The 24,375-nt window shown below is 45.5% G+C and carries 23 protein-coding genes and 1 tRNA gene; 23 read left to right on the top strand and 1 reads right to left on the bottom strand.

Translation table 11 applies throughout. The annotated features are described in order from the left end of the window. The first annotated feature begins 109 nt into the window (after positions 1 to 109). The 21 genes from pnp to ICN44_RS10190 all read left to right on the top strand — a co-directional run bounded on the left by pnp (position 110) and on the right by ICN44_RS10190 (position 20,495). Positions 110 to 2,278, top strand: coding sequence for a polyribonucleotide nucleotidyltransferase (gene pnp, locus ICN44_RS10090; protein WP_216263841.1), 2,169 nt, complete (start codon positions 110 to 112; stop codon positions 2,276 to 2,278). A gap of 22 nt (positions 2,279 to 2,300) precedes the next feature. Then, positions 2,301 to 3,299, top strand: a complete 999-nt coding sequence (locus tag ICN44_RS10095) for an NAD(P)H-quinone oxidoreductase (RefSeq protein WP_216263842.1) — start codon at positions 2,301 to 2,303, stop codon at positions 3,297 to 3,299. A gap of 17 nt (positions 3,300 to 3,316) precedes the next feature. Beyond that, positions 3,317 to 4,075: a triose-phosphate isomerase gene (gene tpiA, locus ICN44_RS10100; protein WP_216263844.1), complete on the top strand. Its 759-nt coding sequence runs from the start codon at positions 3,317 to 3,319 to the stop codon at positions 4,073 to 4,075. A 22-nt stretch (positions 4,076 to 4,097) separates the two neighbouring features. Continuing rightward, on the top strand, positions 4,098 to 4,442 hold the full coding sequence (secG, locus tag ICN44_RS10105; protein ID WP_215319874.1) for a preprotein translocase subunit SecG: 345 nt from the start codon (positions 4,098 to 4,100) through the stop codon (positions 4,440 to 4,442). Positions 4,443 to 4,527: 85 nt separating this feature from the next. Continuing rightward, a tRNA-Leu gene (locus ICN44_RS10110) sits at positions 4,528 to 4,612 on the top strand. A gap of 109 nt (positions 4,613 to 4,721) precedes the next feature. Next, the gene (locus tag ICN44_RS10115; protein WP_012357790.1) at positions 4,722 to 5,081 is read left to right on the top strand and encodes an NADH-quinone oxidoreductase subunit A; all 360 of its coding nucleotides are present in this window, start codon (positions 4,722 to 4,724) and stop codon (positions 5,079 to 5,081) included. 5 nt (positions 5,082 to 5,086) lie between these two features. Next, positions 5,087 to 5,569, top strand: a complete 483-nt coding sequence (locus ICN44_RS10120) for an NADH-quinone oxidoreductase subunit B family protein (protein ID WP_011902891.1) — start codon at positions 5,087 to 5,089, stop codon at positions 5,567 to 5,569. 3 nt (positions 5,570 to 5,572) lie between these two features. Further along, on the top strand, positions 5,573 to 6,172 hold the full coding sequence (locus ICN44_RS10125; protein ID WP_215356890.1) for an NADH-quinone oxidoreductase subunit C: 600 nt from the start codon (positions 5,573 to 5,575) through the stop codon (positions 6,170 to 6,172). 3 nt (positions 6,173 to 6,175) lie between these two features. After that, a complete protein-coding gene (locus ICN44_RS10130) occupies positions 6,176 to 7,429 on the top strand; it encodes an NADH-quinone oxidoreductase subunit D (protein ID WP_216153393.1) in 1,254 nt (417 codons plus the stop codon). Between the two features lie 23 nt (positions 7,430 to 7,452). Beyond that, positions 7,453 to 7,959 carry an NADH-quinone oxidoreductase subunit NuoE gene (nuoE, locus tag ICN44_RS10135; RefSeq protein WP_216191678.1) on the top strand — a complete coding sequence of 169 codons (507 nt, stop codon included), beginning with the start codon at positions 7,453 to 7,455 and terminating at the stop codon, positions 7,957 to 7,959. Next, a complete protein-coding gene (gene nuoF / locus ICN44_RS10140) occupies positions 7,956 to 9,254 on the top strand; it encodes an NADH-quinone oxidoreductase subunit NuoF (RefSeq protein ID WP_216263845.1) in 1,299 nt (432 codons plus the stop codon). The genes nuoE and nuoF overlap by 4 nt, the downstream gene beginning before the upstream one ends. A gap of 32 nt (positions 9,255 to 9,286) precedes the next feature. After that, positions 9,287 to 11,602 carry an NADH-quinone oxidoreductase subunit NuoG gene (nuoG, locus tag ICN44_RS10145; RefSeq protein ID WP_216263891.1) on the top strand — a complete coding sequence of 772 codons (2,316 nt, stop codon included), beginning with the start codon at positions 9,287 to 9,289 and terminating at the stop codon, positions 11,600 to 11,602. Between the two features lie 8 nt (positions 11,603 to 11,610). Continuing rightward, entirely contained in the window at positions 11,611 to 12,684 is a 1,074-nt protein-coding gene (gene nuoH / locus ICN44_RS10150) for an NADH-quinone oxidoreductase subunit NuoH (RefSeq protein WP_216263847.1), read from the top strand. Positions 12,685 to 12,695: 11 nt separating this feature from the next. Then, the gene (nuoI, locus tag ICN44_RS10155) at positions 12,696 to 13,187 is read left to right on the top strand and encodes an NADH-quinone oxidoreductase subunit NuoI (RefSeq protein WP_215319862.1); all 492 of its coding nucleotides are present in this window, start codon (positions 12,696 to 12,698) and stop codon (positions 13,185 to 13,187) included. 20 nt (positions 13,188 to 13,207) lie between these two features. Further along, a complete protein-coding gene (locus ICN44_RS10160; protein ID WP_216263848.1) occupies positions 13,208 to 13,855 on the top strand; it encodes an NADH-quinone oxidoreductase subunit J in 648 nt (215 codons plus the stop codon). Continuing rightward, positions 13,852 to 14,160 carry an NADH-quinone oxidoreductase subunit NuoK gene (gene nuoK / locus ICN44_RS10165; RefSeq protein ID WP_072582482.1) on the top strand — a complete coding sequence of 103 codons (309 nt, stop codon included), beginning with the start codon at positions 13,852 to 13,854 and terminating at the stop codon, positions 14,158 to 14,160. Before ICN44_RS10160 ends, nuoK begins: the two co-directional genes overlap by 4 nt. Positions 14,161 to 14,162: 2 nt before the next feature. Beyond that, a complete protein-coding gene (nuoL, locus tag ICN44_RS10170) occupies positions 14,163 to 16,220 on the top strand; it encodes an NADH-quinone oxidoreductase subunit L (RefSeq protein ID WP_216263849.1) in 2,058 nt (685 codons plus the stop codon). Positions 16,221 to 16,244: 24 nt separating this feature from the next. Beyond that, a complete protein-coding gene (locus ICN44_RS10175) occupies positions 16,245 to 17,711 on the top strand; it encodes an NADH-quinone oxidoreductase subunit M (protein ID WP_216263850.1) in 1,467 nt (488 codons plus the stop codon). Positions 17,712 to 17,721: 10 nt separating this feature from the next. Continuing rightward, entirely contained in the window at positions 17,722 to 19,221 is a 1,500-nt protein-coding gene (gene nuoN, locus ICN44_RS10180; protein ID WP_216263851.1) for an NADH-quinone oxidoreductase subunit NuoN, read from the top strand. A gap of 123 nt (positions 19,222 to 19,344) precedes the next feature. After that, positions 19,345 to 19,944 carry an NUDIX domain-containing protein gene (locus ICN44_RS10185; protein WP_216263852.1) on the top strand — a complete coding sequence of 200 codons (600 nt, stop codon included), beginning with the start codon at positions 19,345 to 19,347 and terminating at the stop codon, positions 19,942 to 19,944. A gap of 65 nt (positions 19,945 to 20,009) precedes the next feature. Next, a complete protein-coding gene (locus tag ICN44_RS10190) occupies positions 20,010 to 20,495 on the top strand; it encodes a DUF1178 family protein (protein WP_216263853.1) in 486 nt (161 codons plus the stop codon). Between the two features lie 69 nt (positions 20,496 to 20,564). Here the strand turns inward: ICN44_RS10190 and ICN44_RS10195 are convergent, their stop codons facing one another. Beyond that, positions 20,565 to 22,085, bottom strand: coding sequence for a CoA-acylating methylmalonate-semialdehyde dehydrogenase (locus ICN44_RS10195; protein ID WP_216263854.1), 1,521 nt, complete (start codon positions 22,083 to 22,085; stop codon positions 20,565 to 20,567). Between the two features lie 162 nt (positions 22,086 to 22,247). Between ICN44_RS10195 and ICN44_RS10200 the strand changes: the two genes are divergently transcribed. Further along, on the top strand, positions 22,248 to 23,369 hold the full coding sequence (locus tag ICN44_RS10200) for an NADH:flavin oxidoreductase/NADH oxidase (RefSeq protein WP_216263855.1): 1,122 nt from the start codon (positions 22,248 to 22,250) through the stop codon (positions 23,367 to 23,369). Between the two features lie 30 nt (positions 23,370 to 23,399). Beyond that, on the top strand, positions 23,400 to 24,374 hold the full coding sequence (locus tag ICN44_RS10205; protein ID WP_216263856.1) for a tripartite tricarboxylate transporter substrate binding protein: 975 nt from the start codon (positions 23,400 to 23,402) through the stop codon (positions 24,372 to 24,374). Position 24,375 lies beyond the last annotated feature (1 nt).

Consider the following 24,375-nt stretch of genomic DNA (forward strand, 5'->3'; position numbering starts at 1 on the left):
GCATCCCTTGTGATCTTAAATCGCTCCAGTGTTGTCGTGACACTGCTTTATCCCACGACAAGCGCAACTCTCATGTGAGTTTTGCGTGAACAATTTGGAGAAGATCAGAATGACAATGTTTAAAAAAGCAGTAAAAAGTTTTCAATGGGGCAATCATCAAGTAACTATGGAAACAGGCGAGATTGCTCGTCAGTCCGGTGGTGCCGTTATTGTTAACGTCGATGACACAGTAGTTATGGGCACAGTAGTTGCCTCTAAGTCTGCAAAGCCTGGCCAGTCATTTTTCCCGTTGACTGTTGACTATCTAGAAAAAACATACGCAGCAGGTAAGATTCCCGGCGGCTTCTTCCGTCGTGAAGGTCGTCCATCAGAGGGTGAGACATTGATCTCCCGCTTGATCGATCGTCCATTGCGCCCACTTTTCCCAGAAGGCTTCTTGAACGAAGTTCAAGTAGTGGTTCACGTGTTGTCTATCAACCCTGATGTTCCTTCTGATATTCCTGCTTTGATCGCTGCTTCTGCAGCATTGGCTATTTCAGGCATCCCATTTGCTGGTCCAGTTGGCGCTGCACGTGTTGGTTACGCTAATGGTCAATACCTCTTGAACCCAACTCGTGCTGAGCAAGCTACTAGCGAGCTCGACTTGATCGTTGCTGGTACACAAGCCGCTGTATTGATGGTTGAGTCTGAAGCTAACCAGCTTTCTGAAGAAGTCATGTTGGGTGCAGTTGTATATGGTCACGACCAAATGCAGATTGCAATTAACGCTATCAACGAATTGGTTTCTGAAGCTGGCAAGCCAGAGTGGGATTGGGCTGCTGCTCCTAAAGATGAGCCATTTATCGCCAAGGTTACTGCTTTGGCTGAAGCGCCATTGCGCGAGGCTTATCAGATTCGTCAAAAAGGGGCTCGTTCAGACAAGCTCAAAGAAATTACTAAAGAAGTGGTTGCTAAGTTACAAGAAGAGGGTGATGTTGACGCGGTAGCCGTTAACGACATCTTGTTTGAAATTGAGGCGAAGATTGTTCGTAGCCAGATTTTGAACGGCGAGCCACGTATTGATGGTCGTGACACACGTACTGTGCGTCCGATTGAAATTCGCAATGGCGTATTGCCGCGTACACACGGCTCTGCATTGTTTACTCGCGGTGAAACACAGGCACTCGTTGTAGCTACTTTAGGTACTGCACGTGACGAGCAAATCATTGATGCGCTTGAAGGTGAGTACCGTGATCGTTTCATGTTCCACTACAACATGCCTCCATTCGCTACTGGTGAAACAGGTCGTGTAGGTAGCCCAAAGCGTCGTGAAATTGGTCACGGCCGTTTAGCTAAGCGCGCATTGATTCCAGTATTGCCAAGTGCTGAAGATTTTGCATACAGCATCCGCGTGGTTTCAGAGATTACTGAGTCCAATGGTTCATCTTCAATGGCTTCTGTTTGCGGCGGCTGTTTGGCGATGATGGATGCTGGTGTTCCAGTTAAAGCACACGTTGCTGGCGTAGCAATGGGTTTGATTCTTGACGGCAATCGTTTTGCTGTATTGACAGACATCTTGGGTGACGAAGATCACTTGGGCGACATGGATTTTAAAGTAGCGGGTACTGCTAACGGTATTACTGCACTCCAGATGGATATTAAAGTTCAAGGTATTACTAAAGAAATTATGCAAGTGGCTTTGGCACAAGCAAAAGAAGGTCGTTTGCACATCTTGAGCAAAATGCAAGAAGCAATGAGTTCAGTTCGTACAGAATTGTCAGCTCATGCTCCACGTATGGTTTCTTTCAAGATCCATCCAGACAAGATTCGTGAAGTAATCGGCAAAGGCGGCGCAACAATTCAAGCCTTGACTAAAGAAACTGGCTGCAGCATCGACATCAAAGATGACGGTACTGTAACCATTGCTTCTACTTCCGCTGAAGGTATGGCTGAAGCTAAAGCGCGTATCGAAGGTATCACCGCTGAAGCTGAAGTAGGCAAGATCTACGAAGGCCCAGTTGTGAAGTTGCTCGAATTCGGCGCTTTGGTCAATATTCTTCCTGGTAAAGATGGTCTCTTGCACATCTCTGAGATTTCTAATGAGCGTGTAAAAGAAGTTAAAGATTATTTGGCAGAAGGCCAAGTGGTTCGCGTGAAACTGCTTGCCGCTGATGAGCGTGGTCGTTTACGTTTGTCATTGAAAGCTGCGATGGCTGATGAAGGTGGCACGATCGCTCCTTTAGCTGGCGCTGCTGAAGTTGCTGTTGAGGCAGCTCCTGCATCCGACGAAACTGCTTAAGTAATAATCAGCGGGAGTATTTATGCGCGTTATTGAAATTAAAGAATTTGGCACCCCAGAAATGCTGGTGCCAACTACTCGACCCGATCCAGCAGCTCCTGCTGCTGGGACCGGCGAAATTTTGATCAAAGTTCTTGCTGCTGGAATTAATCGACCTGACGTTTTGCAACGTAAGGGGCATTACCCGGTTCCAGCTGGCGCATCTGATATTCCCGGTCTTGAAGTTGCCGGTGAAATCGTCGGCGGTGATTTATCTCATCCTGACAATGTATTTGGCTTAAAGCTGGGTGATAAGGTTTGTGCACTCGTTCAAGGTGGTGGTTACGCTGATTTGTGTACTGCGCCTGTAGCCCAGTGCTTACCTTACCCTAAGGGGTTTTCTGACCAAGAAGCTGCAGCCTTGCCTGAAACGTTTTATACCGTATGGAGCAACGTCTTCATGCGGGGTCAATTGGCCGAAGGCGAAACTTTATTGGTTCAAGGTGGCTCCAGTGGTATCGGCGTGACTGCAATCCTGATCGCCAAAGCCTTAGGCCATAAAGTATTTGTAACTGCTGGTACGGATGAAAAATGTGCCGCATGTGTAGCATTAGGTGCTGATCTCGCCATCAATTACAAGACACAAGATTTTGTAGAAGAAGTGAAGAAGGCAACTGATGGCAAAGGCGTTAACGTCATTCTTGATATGGTGACTGGCGCTTATGTACAAAAAGAAATTGACTGTCTCGCTGATGATGGTCGCATTGTGATTATTGCCATTCAAGGTGGATCAAAAGCAGAAGTGAGTACCAATCAGATTCTGCGCCGTCGCTTAACGATTACTGGCTCAACCTTACGTCCACGCCCAGTTTCATTTAAGAAGCAAATTACCAAACAGCTTTTTGAGAATGTTTGGCCTTTGCTCAATGCTGGCAAACTAAAGCCAGTCATTTATAAAACGTTTATGCTAGATCAAGCGGCAGATGCTCATGCATTGATGGAGTCATCCGAGCACGTTGGCAAAATTGTTTTAACTGTTTAGAAATATTCATTACCCCTATGCGACCACTCATCGTTATCGGCAATTGGAAAATGAATGGCAGTCTTGCAAGTAATCAAGATTGGATCAAGACCGTTGCTCGTGGCATGGAGAGTGGAATGCCATCAGGACGTAAATATGCGGTTTGCCCGCCATTTCCGTATTTATCCCAATGTGCACAGTTGATTAAAGAGTATTCATTGGCTTTTTTGAATCTAGGTGCACAAGACGCATCAGCCCATAGTTCAGGCGCTTATACCGGTGAGGTTGCGGCCTCAATGCTCAAAGAACTTGGTTGTACTTATGTCATCGTTGGGCACTCTGAGCGCCGTCAAATGCACCAAGAGGTTGATGAGGCTGTTGCTGCTAAAGCCCTCGAGGTGTTGGACAATGGCATGACTCCAGTAATTTGTGTGGGTGAGACTGCTGATGAAAGAAATTCGGGCAGGGCGGAAGAGATTGTTTGTGCTCAAGTTGCAAAGCAGGCGGGTGTTTTACAAGATCGTCTTGCTGACTGCCTAATTGCTTATGAACCAGTATGGGCGATCGGTACGGGTAAAGTTGCCAGCGCCCAAGTTGCACAAGATATGCATCGTGCTATTCGTCTGCAATTGGCTGAATTTAATGAAGATGTTGCATCTCACGTTGGAATTTTGTACGGCGGCAGTGTCAAGCCTGACAATGCTGTTGAATTATTTGCCATGCCAGATATAGATGGTGGATTGGTTGGGGGGGCATCCTTGAATCCCCAAGACTTTCTAGCTATTTGTCAGGCATAGATTTTTTATTTGGAGATAAGCTGTGGAATGGTTTAAGACTTTATTGATCGTATTGCAGGTAATTTCAGCTTTGGCTGTCATTCTATTGGTGCTATTACAGCAAGGTAAGGGTGCCGATATGGGTGCAGCCTTTGGCTCAGGCTCTTCTGGCAGCCTCTTTGGTGCTAGCGGATCCGCTAATTTCTTGTCTCACACAACGGCTGTTTTTGCAGCAGTTTTCTTCCTTTGTACTTTAGGAATTACTTGGATTGGCAATAAGAAGGAAGTAAGTCCTGGGGTCCTCTCGGGAACTGTAGCACCGGCAGCAACGCCAGCCGCTCCAGTAGCCCCAACACAGGACCCAAGTAAACCAGCAGTTCCTAAGTAAAACAGTAGGCTTTTACAGATTTTCTAGCCCAGAATTTGGGTTAGTGCACTTGTGCAATGCAGTAGAATTGATGAGTTTTCAAGATGCCGACGTGGTGAAATTGGTAGACACGCTATCTTGAGGGGGTAGTGGCTTAGGCTGTGCGAGTTCGAGTCTCGCCGTCGGCACCAAAAAAGGGTATTGATGAGCATTTTTTGCTCTAAATCAATATCTTATGTAGTGGAATAAGTAATAATTTGTTGTTTTTAAGTATTACCAGACAAACGAATCAGGGCTATTTTGAATCTCGCTAATTACTTTCCTGTTCTGCTTTTTATCCTCGTAGGTATTGGGGTGGGATTGGTCCCCATGTTCCTCGGAAAAATCTTGGCTCCTTCGAAGCCTGACGCTGAAAAGCTCTCTCCCTATGAGTGCGGTTTTGAAGCTTTCGAAGATGCGCGTATGAAGTTTGACGTGCGTTACTACTTAATCGCCATTCTCTTCATCCTTTTTGACTTAGAAACTGCATTCCTATTCCCATGGGGTGTAGCTCTACGTGACATTGGATGGCTTGGCTACGCCTCTATGGTGATTTTCTTATTGGAATTCATTGTGGGATTTGTATATATCTGGAAAAAGGGCGCTCTCGACTGGGAGTGATAGATATGGCATTAGAAGGCGTACTTAAAGAAGGTTTTGTCACCACCACTGCGGATCAGTTAATTAACTGGACGCGTAATGGCTCCCTATGGCCTATGACCTTCGGTCTGGCTTGTTGTGCTGTAGAGATGATGCATGCGGGTGCCTCCCGTTATGACTTGGATCGATTTGGCGTTGTATTCCGCCCATCTCCACGTCAATCCGATTTGATGATTGTTGCAGGTACTTTATGTAACAAGATGGCCCCTGCATTGCGCAAGGTTTACGACCAAATGCCAGAACCGCGTTGGGTAATCTCTATGGGTTCCTGCGCCAATGGCGGTGGTTATTACCATAACTCTTATTCAGTAGTACGCGGTTGCGACCGCATTGTGCCAGTCGATATTTATGTTCCAGGATGCCCTCCAACTGCAGAGGCGCTGATCTACGGAATTATTCAGCTACAGTCCAAGATTGCTCGCACGAGCACGATTGCGCGGAAGGCTTAAGTTATGTCAGATCGTTTAATTCAATTAGCAGCCAACTTAGAAAAAGTTTTAGGTAAGCGCGCTAAATCCATTGAGATTGCATTAGGTGAGGTGACTGTAGTTGTTAATGCGGACACTTATTTTGAATCTGCCATGTTGTTACGTGATGATCCTTCACTTGCTTTTGAGCAATTGATTGATCTGTGTGGTGTTGACTATCAAGATTTTCGTGATGGAGCATGGAGCGGTCTGCGCTTTGGCGTTGTAAGTCATCTACTTTCTTTGCAACACAACTGGCGTTTACGTGTTCGTGTTTTTGCGCCCGATGATAGTTACCCATTAGTAGCCTCAATTACACCAGTTTGGGCTGCAGCCAATTGGTTTGAGCGTGAAGCTTTCGATCTCTACGGCATTCTATTTGACGGTCACGAAGACTTGCGTCGCATTCTGACTGACTATGGCTTTATTGGTCATCCATTTAGAAAAGATTTCCCAATCAGCGGTAATGTGGAAATGCGCTATGACCCAGAGTTGAAGCGCGTTGTCTATCAACCGGTCACGATTGAGGCTCGCGAAATTACTCCACGCATTGTTCGTGAAGAGCAGTACGGAGGTCCGGTTTAAGTCATGGCACAAATTAAGAACTACACCCTCAATTTTGGTCCTCAGCATCCTGCAGCGCATGGCGTATTACGTCTAGTGCTTGAACTCGATGGTGAAGTGATTCAACGCGCTGACCCGCATATCGGTTTATTGCATCGCGCGACAGAAAAATTAGCTGAAACACGTACTTGGATTCAAAACGTTCCTTACATGGATCGTTTAGATTACGTTTCCATGATGTCCAATGAGCATGCCTATGTCATGGCCATTGAAAAATTACTGCAAGTTGATGTTCCGTTGCGTGCTCAATATATCCGCGTGATGTATGACGAGCTCACTCGTTTGCTCAATCACTTGCTTTGGATTGGTTGTCATGGTCTGGACGTTGGTGCAATGGCTGTCTTCTTGTACGCTTTCCGTGATCGCGAAGATATCTTTGATATGTATGAGGCGGTATCTGGTGCACGTATGCATGCCGCTTACTATCGTCCAGGTGGCGTTTATCGTGACCTGCCTGATCAAATGGCTCAGTACACCAAGAACAAGATTCGCAGTACATCTGCCATTAAGCGTTTGAATGAAAACCGTAGCGGCACATTATTGGACTTCATTGAGCAATTTACCAATGGCTTTGATGCCAATGTGGATGAGTACTGCAACCTCTTAACTGATAACCGTATTTGGAAGCAACGATTGGTGAATATCGGTATTGTGACTCCAGAGCGTGCATTGCAGCTCGGATTCACCGGTCCGATGCTACGTGGTTCAGGTATCGAATGGGATTTACGTAAGAAGCAACCATATGAAGTCTATGACCGTTTAGATTTTGATATTCCTGTGGGTGTGAATGGCGATTCTTATGATCGTTATTTAGTGCGCATGGAAGAAATGCGTCAATCTAATCGCATCATCAAACAGTGCGTAGCTTGGTTAAAGGCTAATCCAGGTCCTGTGATGAGCGACAACCATAAGGTTTCCCCACCAAAGCGCGTGGATATGAAAACCAATATGGAAGAGTTGATTCACCATTTCAAATTATTTACTGAAGGCATTCACGTTCCAGATGGCGAGGCTTACTCAGCCGTTGAGCATCCTAAAGGTGAATTTGGTATTTACTTAATTTCTGATGGTGCGAATAAACCCTATCGCATGAAGATTCGTGCGCCAGGATTTGTGCACTTGTCGGCAATGGACGAGATGTCACGTGGCCACATGTTAGCTGATGCGGTAACGATTATTGGTACCCAAGATATTGTGTTCGGGGAGATTGACCGCTAATAAGGCGTGCCAAGGAATATTTAATGACTACGACTCTGCAACTATCCGATAAAACACTAGCTGATATTCATCGCAATATCGCTAAGTATCCTGCTGAGCATAAGCAATCCGCTGTGATGGCTTGTTTGATTGCCGCTCAAACTGAGGTGGGCTGGGTTTCTCCTGAAGTGATTGAAACGGTTGCCCAGATTTTAGAAATGCCAAGCATTGCTGTTGATGAAGTCGCAACTTTCTACAACATGTACAACACAAAGAAAATTGGTAAATACAAATTGGTAATTTGCACTAATTTGCCATGCCAATTAACCCATGGTGAAACTGCAGCAACATACCTCAAAGAGACTTTAGGTATTGGCTACAACGAAACTACTCCATGCGGTACTTTTACCTTGAAAGAGGGTGAGTGCATGGGTGCCTGTGGTGATTCGCCAGTGATGTTGGTGAATGACAAGCGCATGTGCAGTTTTATGAGTAAAGAAAAGATCGATGCTTTATTGAGTGATTTGCGTGCAGAAGGGAAAGTAGCATGACCAGCTTGCACGATCGCCATATCAAGCCTTTAATCCTCGCTGGATTAAATGGAGATAACTGGCGTTTAAATGATTACGAAAGCCGTGGGGGCTATCAACAATTACGTCGTTTAATTAACGACAAAGTATCTCCTGATGCCATCATTGCCGAATTAAAAGCTTCTTCATTACGTGGTCGCGGAGGCGCAGGCTTCCCAACAGGTTTGAAGTGGAGCTTTATGCCCCGCCAATTCCCGGGACAAAAATATTTAGTTTGCAATAGCGATGAAGGTGAGCCCGGTACTTTTAAAGACCGTGACATCATGCGCTATAACCCACACGCTTTGATCGAAGGCATGATCATTGGCGCCTATACAATGGGTATTACAGTTGGTTACAACTACATCCACGGTGAAATCTGGGATGTGTATTCTCGCTTCGAAGAGGCGCTTGAAGAGGCGCGTGCTGCTGGATACCTTGGTGACAAAATACTAGGAAGCGATTTCTCCTTCCAGTTGCATGCATCGCCAGGTTGGGGTGCTTATATTTGCGGTGAAGAGACAGCCTTGCTTGAATCTCTAGAAGGTAAAAAAGGGCAGCCACGCTTTAAGCCACCATTCCCTGCAAGTTTTGGCTTGTATGGCAAACCTACAACCATTAATAACACCGAAACATTTGCCGCTGTGCCATTCATTTTGGCCATCGGCGGTCCGGCCTATTTGGAACTTGGAAAACCCAATAATGGTGGAACCAAAATATTCTCGGTATCGGGTGACGTAGTTCATCCAGGCAACTATGAAATTCCGTTGGGAACCCCATTTGCAGAGCTCTTAAAGCTTGCTGGCGGTATGCGTGATGGCAAAGCTTTGAAGGCTGTAATTCCTGGAGGATCTTCTGCGCCAGTTGTTCCTGGTGTGCAGATGATGGATCTGACTATGGATTACGACAGCATTGCAAAAGCAGGATCTATGTTGGGATCTGGCGCTGTGATTGTGATGAACGAGACCCGTTGTATGGTCCGCGCCTTAGAGCGTTTGTCCTATTTCTATCACGAAGAATCTTGTGGTCAATGCACCCCATGTCGTGAAGGTACTGGTTGGTTATGGCGCATTGTTCATCGCATTGAACATGGTGAAGGGCGTCCAGAGGACTTGGATTTGCTCAATGACGTAGCTGCCAATATTCAAGGTCGTACGATTTGCGCTTTAGGTGATGCAGCAGCAATGCCGGTACGTGGCATGTTGAAACATTACATGGATGAATTTGCGTATCACGTAGAACATAAGCGCTGCTTAGATTCTGCAAAACCTTTATAAAGATTTAGAGTACGGGATATCTAAAAGTGAGCATGGTAGAAATCGAATTAGATGGTAAGACTGTAGAAGTTCCGCAAGGTTCGATGGTGATGCACGCCGCGAACAAGCTCGGCACCTACGTTCCTCACTTCTGTTATCACAAGAAGTTATCGATTGCCGCTAACTGCCGCATGTGTTTGGTTGAAGTAGAGAAGGCTCCCAAACCTCTACCCGCTTGTGCTACACCAGTAACTCAAGGCATGAAGGTGTTTACGCATTCTGCCAAGGCGGTAGAAGCTCAGCGTTCTGTCATGGAATTCTTGCTCATTAACCATCCATTAGATTGCCCAATTTGCGATCAGGGTGGCGAGTGTCAGTTACAGGACTTAGCAGTTGGTTACGGAAAATCAAACTCACGTTACGATGAAGAGAAGCGTGTTGTCTTCCATAAGAATGTTGGCCCATTGATCTCCATGCAAGAGATGACGCGTTGCATCCATTGCACTCGTTGCGTACGCTTCGGCCAAGAAGTTGCCGGTGTTATGGAGCTGGGTATGGTCAACCGTGGTGAGCATTCCGAGATCACCACCTTCGTTGGTCAGACGGTAGATTCAGAGTTGTCTGGAAACATGATTGATTTGTGTCCAGTTGGTGCTTTAACCAGCAAGCCATTCCGTTATGCAGCGCGTACTTGGGAATTAGGCCGCAAGCGTTCAGTTAGTCCTCACGATAGCTTAGGTGCGAATACTACAGTTCAGACTAAAGCTAATAAAGTCATGCGTGTAGTTGCTCTAGAAAACGAAGCCATTAATGAATGCTGGATTAGCGATCGTGATCGCTTCTCTTATGAAGGTTTAAATAGTGCTGACCGTGTAACCACGCCAATGGTGAAGCAGGGCGGCCAGTGGTTAGAAACAGATTGGCAGTCAGCTTTAGATTATGTTGCTCATTCTCTGAAAACAATTTCAGCAGAAAGTGGTCCTGAGTCCATTGGTGCTTTAGCCCACCCAATATCTTCCACTGAGGAATTGCACCTCTTGCAAAAGTTAGTGCGTGGCCTTGGCTCCAATCAAATGGAAACTCGATTGCGCCAAACGGATGTAAAAAATGCAGCAGCAGCGCCATGGTTGGGAATGCCAATCGCCAAGATCAATGAATTGGATCGTGTATTAGTTATTGGTAGTTTCTTGCGCAAAGACCAGCCTGTATTGGCTGCTCGTATTCGTACTGCCAGCAAACGCGCTTTGCAAGTATTGCGTATTGATGCAGGTGGTGATGACTGGTTGATTCCAAGTAGCGGTATTTCAGTAGCTCCAAGCGCATGGTTGAATGCATTGAGTGAAGTTGCACTTGCTGTTGCAAAAGCAAAATCATTAACAGCGCCAGTTGGCACATTTAATTTAACTATTTCTCCTGCGGCGCAGAAGATTGCCGATAGCTTGCTTTCCGGTGAGTCAAAGGCTGTATTGCTCGGTTCTGCTGCTATTGCGCATCACCATGCTTCTGACTTGCACGTTATGGCGCAATTTATTGCTGATCAGACTGGTGCTACTTTAGGCTTCCTGCCGGTTGGCGGAAACGCAGTTGGTGCATCTTTAGTGAATGCTAACGGCGTGGGTGTTGAGTCAGTCTTATCTGGCGAACGTCGCGCAGTGATCTTGATGAATATCGAGCCAGATTCAGATTTGCCAAACCCAGCAGCTGCTCGTGCAGCCCTGGAAAAGGCTAACACCGTTATTGCTTTGAGCGCTTATAAGAGTGCTGACTTGATGGAGGTAGCTGATGTCATTCTGCCTACTTCAGTTTTCTCAGAAACAGTCTCTACCTTTGTGAATTTAGAGGGAAGAGTTCAAACTGTCCAGCCTTCAGTGAAGCCTTTAGGTGATTCACGTCCAGCATGGAAAGTATTGCGCGTATTAGGCGGGCTCTTAGGTTTAGACGGTTTCTTGTTTAATGCTCCTGAGGAAGTCCTAGGAGAAGCATTGGACGATGGTTATTGCAATCGCTTAAATAACAAAGCTTCTAGCTCTTCGATTGCCAATGGAAATCTAGCGCCTTTCAATGGTCTCGAGCGTTTGGCTGATGTCAACATTTATGCTGGCGACCAAATCGTACGGCGTTCTTCAGCCTTGCATTTAACGCGTGATGCTAAGCGCGGCAATCAGGTAGGCCTAAATAAAATTACTTTCGCTGAATTGGGTCTCAAAGAGGGTGATGCAGTGCGCGTTACCCAAGACTCTCATTCAGTCGATATGCCGGCAACATTAGAAGTTAATTTAGCGCCTGGAGCTGTCAGAATTTCTGCTGGCACCATGGCTAGTGCCAAATTGGGATCGATGTTTGGTCCAGTAACTATTAGTAAGGCATAAGGGACGAGATGGATAATTTCTTGAACCTCATTACCACTCAAGGTGAGGCTATTTTTGGCTCACTGTGGCCCTTAGTTTGGGCATTAGTGCGCATTGTAGTCATCGTATTGCCAATGTTTGGTTGTGTAGCTTACTTAACCCTCTGGGAAAGAAAATTGATTGGCTGGATGCATATTCGTCTTGGCCCAAATCGCGTAGGTCCACTGGGTTTATTGCAGCCAATTGCTGACGCATTAAAGCTCTTGATGAAAGAGATCATTGCACCTGCTCAAGCTAGTAAGGTTTTGTACTTTATTGCACCAATCATGGTGATCATGCCTGCATTTGCTGCTTGGGCGGTGATTCCATTTCAGGCGAAGATGGTTTTGGCTGATGTAAACGCAGGCTTGCTTTATATCATGGCTATTTCCTCTATTGGTGTTTATGGGGTCATCTTGGCTGGTTGGTCTTCTAACTCTAAATATCCATTCCTCGGTGCAATGCGCGCTTCAGCCCAAATGATCTCCTATGAGATTGCAATGGGTTTTGCATTGGTTACCGTCTTGCTTACCTCGGGTTCATTAAATTTAAGTGCCATTGTTACTTCACAAGAGCAGGGTTACTTTGCCAGCATGGGCCTTAATTTCCTCTCGTGGAATTGGTTACCTTTATTACCAATGTTCTTGATTTACTTTATCTCTGGCGTTGCTGAAACAAACCGCCATCCATTTGACGTGGTTGAGGGTGAATCTGAGATCGTAGCTGGACACATGGTTGAGTATTCAGGCATGTCTTTTGCCATGTTCTTCTTGGCTGAATATGCCAACATGATTTTGATTGCAGCTGTTGCATCCATCATGTTCTTAGGCGGTTGGTTGCCGATTGTTGACTTGCCAATCTTGCGTGATATTCCAGGGTTCTTCTGGTTATTTGGTAAAACATTCTTCCTCTTATCCTGCGTTATTTGGTTACGCGCTACATTACCGCGCTATCGCTATGACCAAATCATGCGTTTGGGTTGGAAAATATTTATTCCCATCTCAGTATTTTGGGTGGTTGTTATCGGCGCGTGGGTTGTCTCACCATGGAATATTTGGAAATAAGTTGATAAATCATGTTTAAGAAAATTTCCCAATTCCTCGATAGCTTGATGCTAAGAGACATCTTGGTTGGTATGTCTATTACTGGTCGCTATCTCTTCAAGCCAAAAATTACCGTTCAATACCCCGAAGAGAAGACGCCGTTGTCTAGTCGCTTCCGTGGTTTGCACGCACTTCGTCGCTATGAAAATGGTGAAGAGCGCTGTATTGGCTGCAAGTTATGTGAAGCAGTTTGTCCGGCTTATGCCATCACCATTGAAACTGCTGAGCGTGATGATGGCACTCGTCGCACCAGTCGTTATGACATCGATCTCACAAAATGTATTTTCTGTGGTTTCTGTGAAGAGGCTTGTCCAGTAGACGCCATTGTTGAAACAAATATTTTTGAGTATTTTGGCGATAAGCGCGGTGACTTGTATTTCACCAAAGATATGCTTTTAGCTGTAGGCGATAAATACGAAAAAGATATTGCCGCTAACCGTGCAGCTGATGCACCTTACCGTTAATCGAATCGAGCTTAACTAATATGACATTCGATCCATCTACTTTATTTGCCATGTTCTTCTATGGCTTTGCAGGCTTATTGGTGTTTTCTGCGCTTCGTGTGATCACGGCTTGTAACCCAGTGCATGCAGCACTATTTCTGGTATTGGCGTTCTTTTGTGCATCAGGCCTCTGGATGTTGCTCAAAGCCGAATTCTTGAGCTTGGCTCTGATTTTGGTCTATGTTGGCGCAGTGATGGTTCTGTTCCTCTTCGTGGTGATGATGTTGGACTTAGATGTTGAACATTTACGTCGCGATTTCAAAAAGTTTCTGCCAGTTGCCTTCTTGATGGGTGCCGTTATTGTTCTAGAGCTGTCGATTGTGATCATTCGTAGCTTTATCGGAACCAATGCTCCAGTGCAGCCTATGCCAGAAGAAATGATGGCTAACAATACCCAAGCTTTGGGTATGCTGATCTTTGTAGATTATGTATACGCCTTTGAGGTTGCTGGTGTGATCTTACTGGTGGCAATTATTGCCGCTGTAGCATTGACATTGCGTAATCGCAAAGACTCTAAATCGCAGAATATTCACGAGCAAGTCAATGTCGTTGCAGCAGATCGCATGCGCATTGTGAAAATGGGTTCAGACATGGCTGCAAAGCAAGATATAAGAGGGGAGAAGAAATGAATATCACTCTCGCTCATTATTTAGTGCTGGGTGCGATCTTATTTGCAACTAGCGTTATCGGAATTTTCTTAAACCGTAAGAATGTCATTGTTTTGCTAATGGCAATTGAGCTGATGCTTCTCTCGGTGAACATGAACTTTGTGGCTTTCTCCCATTATTTGGGTGATATGGCTGGTCAAGTATTCGTATTCTTTATTTTGACTGTGGCAGCTGCTGAGGCGGCTATCGGCTTGGCAATTTTGGTTGTGCTCTTCCGTAAGGTTGACACGATTAATGCTGATGATCTTGACCACCTAAAAGGCTAGTCATGCAATTGACCTTAAACATTCCTGTACTTTGCGCCATTCCTTTGGCGCCATTAGTCGGCTCTATCATCGCTGGCTTCTTTGGCACTAAATTAGGCGGCAATCGCATTGGTCATGGCGCAAGTCAGTTCGTGACTATTTTGGGCGTAACCATTGCATTTGTACTTTCCTGCAATGTATTAGTTCAAGTGATGGATGGCTTCTATTTCAACGGAACTGTTTACCATTGGATGCAATTGGGCGAACTCAATTTAGATATTGGCTTCCTAATTGACCCTTTAACGGCAACGATGATGTGCGTAGTGACCTTTGTGTCATTGATGGTTCACATTTATACCATTGGCTATATGCATGGTGAAGAAGGTTACAACCGCTTCTTCTCCTATATTTCTTTATTTACCTTTGCCATGTTGATGTTGGTAATGAGTAATAACTTGTTGCAACTCTTCTTTGGCTGGGAAGCTGTGGGTGTGGTTTCTTATTTGTTGATTGGCTTCTATTTTGAGCGCCAATCCGCTGTATTTGCCAATATGAAGGCTTTTTTAGTTAACCGCGTCGGTGACTTTGGCTTCATCTTGGGCATCGGTATTCTGCTGGCCAGTACTGGCTCGATGCAATATGACGTGATCTTCTCTCAGAATTCTGCTTTAGCAGCCCAGACATTGCCTGGTACTAGCTGGAATTTAATGACGGTTGCTTGTATCTGCTTGTTTATTGGTGCAATGGGTAAATCTGCTCAATTCCCATTGCATGTTTGGTTGCCTGATTCGATGGAAGGCCCAACACCAATCTCTGCATTGATTCATGCCGCAACTATGGTTACCGCTGGTATTTTCATGGTGTCACGGATGTCACCACTGTTTGAGCTTTCAGATGTCGCGCTGAGCTTTATTTTGGTGATTGGTTCAATCACAGCGCTCTTTATGGGCTTCCTTGGTATTGTGCAAAACGATATTAAGCGTGTTGTTGCTTATTCGACCTTATCTCAGCTGGGGTATATGACAGTCGCTTTGGGTGTATCTGCATATCCAGTGGCTATCTTCCATTTGATGACGCACGCTTTTTTTAAAGCATTGCTATTCCTTGCTGCAGGTAGCGTAATTCTTGGTATGCATCATGAGCAAGATATGCACAAGATGGGCGGTCTTTGGAAATATATGCCAATTACTTGCCTCATGATGTTGCTGGGTAATCTGGCGTTGGTAGGGACTCCATTCTTCTCAGGCTTCTATTCAAAAGATTCCATTATTGAGGCGGTGGCTGCAAGTCATATCCCTGGTTCAGGCTTTGCCTACTTTGCAGTCATGGCTAGCGTATTCGTAACAGCCTTGTATTCATTCCGTTTGTATTTCTACGTATTCCACGGTAAAGCACGCTGGGGTCATGAGGATTCACATGCCCACGACCATCATGATCATGCAGAGCAGGGTGACGATCATGCGCATCATGGTTTAGCTCCAGGTCAAAAGCCACATGAATCACCATTCGTTGTCACTTTGCCATTGATCCTTCTGGCAATTCCATCCGTGATCATTGGTTTCTACACCATCTCTCCCTTGTTATTCGGAACTTACTTTGGCGACTCCATCTTTATTGACTTGGCTCGCCATCCAGTGATGAAAGAGTTGGAAGATGAGTTCCATGGTCCAGTTGCTATGGCAATTCATGCATTCACTTCACCAGTCTTGTTGTTGGTAGTACTTGGCGTGTTGACTGCTGCGATTGGTTACCTCTGGGCTCCTAAACTACCAGCCAAAGTTGCTGAAACATTTGCACCAATTAAGAAATTATTTGATAACAAGTACTACCTCGATGAAATTAACCAAGCTGTTTTTGCTAAAGGCCTTATTTGGATCGGCAGTTTCTTATGGCATCGTGGCGATCAAAAGATCATCGATGGTTTCTTTGTTAATGGCAGTGCGCATGCAGTAGGGCGCTTTGCCGGAGTAATTCGTCATTTGCAATCCGGTTATCTCTACCACTATGCCTTCGCAATGATTGCGGGCCTAGCAGTATTGTTGGCTTGGGTTTTGTATGCTTACCTGCCTTTTGTTCGCTAGGCCTTTGTTACTTAAGTAGCCACTATGATTCTTTCTTACGCCATTTGGACCCCGATTGTCTTTGGACTCATTATTTTGTTTTATGGGTCTGAAAGATCAACTGCCGGTGTACGCTGGTTGACGCTGATCGGAGCGGTACTTAGCTTTATTGCAACGCTTCCATTGTTGATTAATTTTGATATCGCTAATTCTGGAATGCAGTTTGTTGAAAAGGTCAGCTGGATTCCACGTTACGACATTAACTATCACTTAGGTATTGACGGGATTTCTGTTTGGTTCATCGTGCTTACTGCATTCATTAACGTTATTGTGGTGATTGCAGCATGGGAAGTGATTCAAACCAAGGTATCGCAATACATGGCTTCGTTCATGATCCTGTCTGGACTAATGATCGGCGTATTTTGCGCTCTTGATGCATTGCTTTTCTATGTATTCTTTGAGGCGACATTAATTCCGATGTACATCATTATTGGTGTATGGGGTGGCCACAACCGTATTTATGCGGCATTTAAGTTCTTCTTGTATACCTTGCTTGGCTCTTTACTTACTTTAATTGCCATGCTGTATCTGTACAACGTGACTAATACATTCGATATTCTGGCTTGGCAAAATGCCCGACTAGATATTGTTGAGCAGATCCTATTGTTTGCAGCATTCTTTATGGCGTTTGCTGTCAAGGTTCCAATGTGGCCATTACATACTTGGCTACCAGACGTCCACGTTGAAGCGCCAACAGGTGGCTCAGTAGTCTTGGCTGCCATTATGTTGAAGCTCGGTGCATATGGCTTCCTGCGCTTCTCTTTGCCAATCGCGCCAGATGCGAGCCAGTACTTGGGCCCATTTGTTATCTTCCTGTCTTTGGTTGCTGTGATCTATGTAGGTGCAGTTGCTCTTGTTCAAAAAGACATGAAAAAACTGGTTGCCTATTCTTCAGTTGCTCACATGGGCTTTGTAACCTTAGGCTTCTTCCTCTTTAGTCCGCTGGGTATTGAGGGCGGCATTGTGCAGATGATTTCACACGGCTTTGTTGCCGGTGCGATGTTCTTGTCCATTGGCGTGCTTTATGACCGCATGCATACCCGTCAGATCGCTGATTACGGTGGCGTAGTGCATCGCATGCCTGCATTTACTGCATTTGCCGTACTAATGGCGATGGCCAACTGTGGTTTACCTGCTACCTCTGGTTTTGTTGGTGAATTCATGGTGATCTTGGCTGCTGTTGATTACGACTTTGTCATCGGTATCCTAGCTGCTACAGCATTGATCTTAGGCGCCGCTTATTCCTTGTGGATGGTGAAACGTGTATTTTTCGGTACCGTTAACAATGCCCACGTTGAAGAGTTAAAGGATTTGAACGGTCGCGAATATTTCTTGATGGCAGTTTTATCTATCTGTGTAATTGGTATGGGTGTCTATCCAAAACCATTCACGGACATCATTCATCCAGCTGTAATTAATCTGTTGCAGCATGTTGCTGTCAGCAAACTCTGAGTAAGTACAAATGCAAGCATTCGACCTTTACGCCATCCTGCCGGAACTTGTTTTACTCATAGCAACCTGCTTGTTATTGGTTGTTAGCGTTTATGTTCGCGAAAGAGTGATATCTACCCCTGGTGTTGAGCAAGACATCTTTCATACTCCGCGTGGAGTTGGCTTCGTGTACTTTTTCTCACTGATCTTGTTGGCCTATCTCATTTTTGCTTTTATTAGCCGCATGGGCGATCCAGCGCTTGTAGCAATGAATGGCCTATTTCAGTCTGATCCATTTTCTAACTTGCTCAAGGCATGTTCATGCATCGCTGTTTTGGTGAGCTTGATTTACTCCAAGCAATATTTGATGGATCGTGCCTTGTTCCGTCCTGACTTCATTGTCTTGGCTCTGCTTGCTTTGCTTGGCCAGTTTGTATTGATCTCTGGTGCAAATCTATTAACTCTATACCTAGGCTTGGAGTTGATGGCTTTGCCTACATACGCATTGGTTGCAATGCGTCACAGTAGCGAAAAGAGTGTGGAAGCTGGTATTAAGTACTTTATCTTGGGTGCATTAGCATCTGGTTTCTTGCTCTATGGCATGTCGATGCTCTATGGTGTCACCGGATCGCTTGACCTTATTGAGATCTTTAAAACGGTTGCCGACCCTCGTGTAAACCATTTGGTGATGGCGTTTGGCTTGGTATTTATTGTTGCTGGTTTGGCCTTTAAGTTGGGTGTGGTGCCATTTCATATGTGGGTACCAGACGTTTATCAAGGTGCTCCAACAGCTGTTACTTTAATGATTGCTGCAGCACCCAAGCTAGCTGCCTTTGCTTTGTTATTCCGTTTATTGGTAAATACTTTATTGCCTTTACTAGGCGACTGGCAGCCAATGCTTGTCCTGTTAGCAGTTCTATCGTTAGTTGTTGGTAATGTGACTGCGATAGCGCAAACCAATATCAAGCGCATGCTGGCTTATTCTGCCATTGCGCAAATGGGTTTTGTGCTATTGGGCATGCTATCTGTTTTCGATGATCACGCATTTAGTGCGGCAATGTTCTACGCCATTACTTATGTGCTAACAACGCTTGGCACGTTCGGCTTGTTGATGGCTTTGTCACGCAAAGGTTATGACTGCGAAACCTTGGATGGTTTAAAAGGCCTCAATAAGAAGCATCCGTGGTTTGCTTTTATTGGTCTGGTGATGATGTTTTCCTTGGCTGGTATTCCGCCTACAGTCGGTTTTGCTGCTAAGTTAGGTGTTTTGGAAGCTTTGGTGGATGCGGAGCATACATTCTTAGCTGTAATTGCTGTGATCGCCTCTTTGATTGGTGCTTTTTATTACCTCAGAGTGGTTAAGGTAATGTACTTCGATGAGCCTGAGCATGAGATTGCAGTTTCTGGTTCGGGCTTTGCCAAGGGAATCTTGAGTCTCAATGGCATTCTGGTTTTAGTTATCGGTATTGTTCCTGCGGGTTTAATGAGTCTTTGCTTGGATGCAATGCGCCGTACCTTATTAGGGTCTTAAAAGTAATCAAATTCTATCTAAAGGCTCCGTAAGGGGCCTTTATCATTTCAGGTACCATCAAAATGACATTCAATTTAGCTAATCTAGTTTAATCAATAACAGACGGAATATGTACTAAGACCCATGACTGAAAAATCATTTGAAGATCTACCGACTGGTGATGAGCATTTACGTGAAGAGCGTCTATCTGGCGAAGATATTTACGGCGGCATCTTTTTAAAGATGAAGCGAGATAAAGTCTCATTGCCTGATGGTGAAGAGGCGATACGCGAATATTTAACTCATCCGGGTGCGGTAGCTATTGTTGCGATCTTAGATGATGGTCGTGTGTTGCTCGAGCGACAATATCGCTATCCGATTGCAAAAGCCTGCATTGAAATTCCTGCTGGAAAGTTAGACCCCAAGGAAGATCATCTGGTTTGTGCTCAGCGAGAGCTTGAGGAAGAAACTGGGTATACAGCCAAAAAATGGAGTTTCATTCGTCGTATTCATCCTGTGATTTCGTATTCAACAGAGTTTATTGATATCTATCTGGCAGAGGAGCTGATTCCCGGTAAAAGCCATCTAGATGATGAAGAATTTTTGGACGTATTTGCTGCTCCATTGGAGCAATTGATATCCTGGGTTGAGAATGGTGAGATTACAGACGTCAAAACCACGATAGCCACCTATTGGCTTGATCGCTATCGTAGGGGCTTAGTAAAACCGCATCCAATCGAATAGGTTGTATTCAAACCCGATTAAAATGGGGGTATTGAATTTATCGTTTTTGCCCTTATATACGTTTTATGAAAGTTTATAACTTAGCCTGCCCCCTAGACCATCGCTTTGAAGGATGGTTTGCTTCAGAAGAAGATTGCCTTGCTCAGCAGGACAAGGGGATGCTTGCTTGTCCAGTATGCGACAGCACGGAAATCACTCGCATGCCTTCAGCGCCGCATATTGGCAAATCATCGTCTACCGAGTTAACTGTATCCAAGCCTCAATCCGAAAATTTAAGCGGGGGCGTCGTTGCTCTTACTGGTAGCGATCATTCGCACTTAGAGGCTCAGGTACAGGCCGCCTTTTTGAAAGGTATGCGTGAGCTAATGGGTCGCTCTGAGGATGTTGGCAATTCCTTTGCTGATGAAGCTAGAAAAATTCACTACAAAGAATCTCCTGAGCGAAGTATTCGTGGGCAAACTACTTTCGATGAGGCTGAAGCCTTGAGAGAAGAGGGCATCGATGTCCTCTCGATGCCAATGATTCCCGCTCTTAAAAATACGCTACAGTAATTTTTTACTTCATCCTGGCAAATAAAAAAGCGATCCGAAGATCGCTTTTTTGCTAATCACTTCCTGATATTACTTAGAGGTAGGCATTACAAACTCTGCGCCTTTAGCAATACTCTCAGGCCAGCGTTGCATCACACTCTTTTGCTTGGTGTAGAAACGTACGCCTTCTTTGCCGTATGCATGCATATCGCCAAAGATCGACTTTTTCCAGCCACCAAAGCCGTGCCATGCCATAGGTACTGGAATTGGTACGTTAATACCAACCATGCCTACTTGTACACGACGAGCAAATTCACGGGCAATATTGCCATCGCTTGTGAAGCAGGCGACACCATTGCCAAATTCGCAAGAGTTAACTAAGTTAAGCGCATCTGTAAAGTTGGCAACACGCAAGCAGGACAAAACTGGTCCAAAGATTTCTTCTAGGTAAATCTTCATGTCTGGTGTGACGTTATCAAACAGTGTGCCGCCGATAAAGAAACCGTTCTCGTTGCCAGGAACTTTGAGTCCACGGCCATCAACAAGGAGTTTTGCGCCCGAAGCTACACCAGCCTCAATATAGCCAGTAATGCGCTCTAGGGCTGCTTTAGTAACGATTGGACCCATTTCAGCATCAAGCTCCATGCCGTTTTTAACTTTTAGAGTCTTGGTGCGCTCGATTAGCTTTGGCATGATCTTCTCTGCCACATCACCAACCAACACCGCTACAGAAATAGCCATACAGCGTTCGCCAGCGGAGCCGTAAGCAGCACCAACCAGGGCATCAATTGCTTTATCAATATCAGCGTCAGGCATGATCACCATGTGGTTCTTAGCGCCGCCTAAAGCTTGGGAGCGCTTGCCAAAGTGCGAGCAGCGCTCATAGATGTAATTGGCAATTGGAGTGGAGCCCACAAAACTGACCGCTTTAACATCTGGATTTTCTATTAAGGCATCAACCGCTTCTTTATCGCCTTGAACAACGTTGAATACGCCGTCAGGTAGGCCAGCTTCCTTGAGGAGCTTAGCCATGAACAGTGAAGCAGAAGGATCTGTAGGGCTAGGTTTGAGAATGAAAGTGTTGCCGCAAGCAATCGCAACTGGGAACATCCACATTGGCACCATGACTGGGAAGTTAAATGGGGTGATACCAGCAACTACACCTAATGGCTGACGCATGACCCAGTTATCGATACCTGTTGATACTTGCTCGGTGTAGTCGCCTTTGAGTAGCTCAGGAATGCCAGTAGCAAATTCCACAATCTCAATACCGCGTGTTACTTCCCCTTGGGCATCGGTAAATACCTTGCCATGTTCTGCTGTAATGATGGCTGCCAACTCATCGCGATGAGCGTTTAACAATTCAAGATACTTGAACATGATGCGTGCACGACGCAATGGGGAGGTTTGACTCCATGAAACAAATGCTGTTTGGGCATTGGCTACAACTTCATCAACCTCTTTGCGGCTGGCAAGTGCAACACGGCGCGCTACAGTTCCTTTGGTTGGGTTGTAAACATCGGCAAAGCGACCATCTTTAGGGTTAACTACATTGCCGCCAACAAAGTGACCAATATCTTCTTTTGATTCAAAGGCTTGAGGTGCGTTCATAATCTCTTGTGGTGAGTATTTTTCAGGTTTTTATTAAAAAAGCCGCTTGGCCAATTAGCCTGCACGACTTCGCTGTCTCGTTTATTCTGCTTTTTAAGTATTCTATCGCTTTACGGCAATTTTCGTATTTTTGACCTATTTTTGGGCTTTTAAAGGCATTCTATGAGTCTTTTATTTTCAAGCTACACCCTCAATTCCCCCCGGGGACCTCTAGAGCTGGCAAATCGCATCGTGGTTGCCCCGATGTGCCAGTATTCAGCTAATAACGGCGAAGCAACTGACTGGCACCTTATGCACTGGGGAAATTTACTCAATAGCGGTGCAGCCCTCTTCATTATTGAGGCCACCGGGGTAAGCCCAGAGGCCCGAATTACGCCAGCATGTTTGGGGCTTTGGGATGATCGCACCGAGTCAGCTCTTAAGGACAAACTGAGTCGTGCGCGTGGTCTGGCTCCTGCTACACCTGTTTTTATTCAGCTAGCTCATGCTGGTCGAAAAGCATCCAGTGCGACACCCTGGGACGGCGGACAATTGCTCTCAACGGATCAGGGTGGATGGGAAACGTTAGCGCCCTCAGCGATCCCCCAGTTAGATGGAGAGCGTTTACCTCATGAATTGAGTAAGACTGAATTAAAAAAGTTGATTGATGATTTTGTGGGATCCGCAAAGCGTGCTGCACGAATTGGAATTGATGGGATTGAGCTCCATGGTGCTCATGGATACTTGTTGCATCAATTTTTATCTCCCATTGCCAATCAACGCACGGATGAGTATGGCGGCTCATTTGAAAACCGCATTCGCTTTCCATTAGAGCTTTTTGCAGCTGTTCGAGCGGCATACCAGGGTGTGCTTGGCATACGCATTTCAGCTAGTGACTGGATAGAGGGTGGTTGGACTCCTGAAGAGACGGCAAACTTTGCCAAGCAACTTAAACCAATGGGCTGTGATTTTGTACACATTTCTTCTGGTGGCATTTCACCAAAACAAAAGATTGCGATTGGACCAAACTACCAAGTTCCTTTTGCAAAGATAGTTAAAGATCAATCTGGTTTGCCAACAATGACTGTTGGACTCATTACCGAGCCACAGCAAGCCGAAGACATTTTGCAAGCGGGTGATGCGGATCTGATTGCTTTGGCAAGAGCATTCCTATACAAGCCGCGTTGGGGTTGGGAGGCTGCAGCAGCTCTGGGCGGCACAGTTACCGCAAATGAGCGTTATTGGCGTTGTTTGCCTAGAGAAGCCCAGGCTGTTTTTGGTGACGTAAAAGTAGGGCAGCGATAAGTACTCAAAAATCATACGTTGGAGACAGTCATGAAAAAATATTCAGTGATACGCAGTGCGCTTGTTATTTTGGGGTTTGGGATTTCATGTGCAGCTTTGGCTCAATCCTTTCCGGGTCGCCCAATTACTTTAGTAGTACCTAATCCACCAGGCGGGCTGGTTGATACTTCGGCACGTCTATTGAGTGAACCATTAACACGTGTGATCGGTCAACCAGTGATTGTTGACAATAGGCCGGGAGCAAGCGGTAACACGGCCTATCAGTATGTTGCTAAAGCAAAACCAGATGGCTACACTTTATTAATTTCCTATTCTGGTTATCACGTTGGTAATCCCGCTTTATTCGATAAGCTTCCGTGGGACCCAATTAAAGATTTCTCTCCAATTGCCTTGTTGACAGTTTCAACTAATGTCATTGCAGTACACCCTTCAGTGCCAGTCAATAATCTGAAGGAATTCATTGCATATGCAAAAGCTAATCCAGGTAAATTAAATTACGCCTCACAGGGCAATGGGTCTGTGTCACATATTGGTACGGAGATCTTCAAGCAAACTACCGGTGTGGATATGGTGCATGTTCCATACAAGGGATCTGGCCCAGCCATTCAGGATGTTTTGGCGGGGCAGGTACAGGTATTTATTAGTACGCCACCCTCAGTCATGCAACACGTCCAAAGTGGAAAACTCAAGGGGCTTGCTGTGACCGGCAAAAATCGTCACCCTGGTATGCCAAACGTACCAACCACCGCTGAAGCTGGTCTACCATCATTTCAGTTGGAATCATGGGTGGCCCTCTATGCGCCTGCCGGAACACCTGCACCAGTCGTTACCACGCTCACTAATTCTGTAAAGCAGAGCTTGGCATTACCTGAAATTAAAGAGCGTGCGGATGCTGCTGGTGTTGAACTTCGTTACTTAGGACCAAACCAAACTGATGCGCTAGTTAAGAAAGAACTTCCTTTCTGGGCTAAAGCAATTAAAGCAGCAAACATTACTCTCGATTAAG

The sequence above is a fragment of the Polynucleobacter sp. JS-Fieb-80-E5 genome, assembly GCF_018882015.1.
GTDB lineage: Bacteria > Pseudomonadota > Gammaproteobacteria > Burkholderiales > Burkholderiaceae > Polynucleobacter.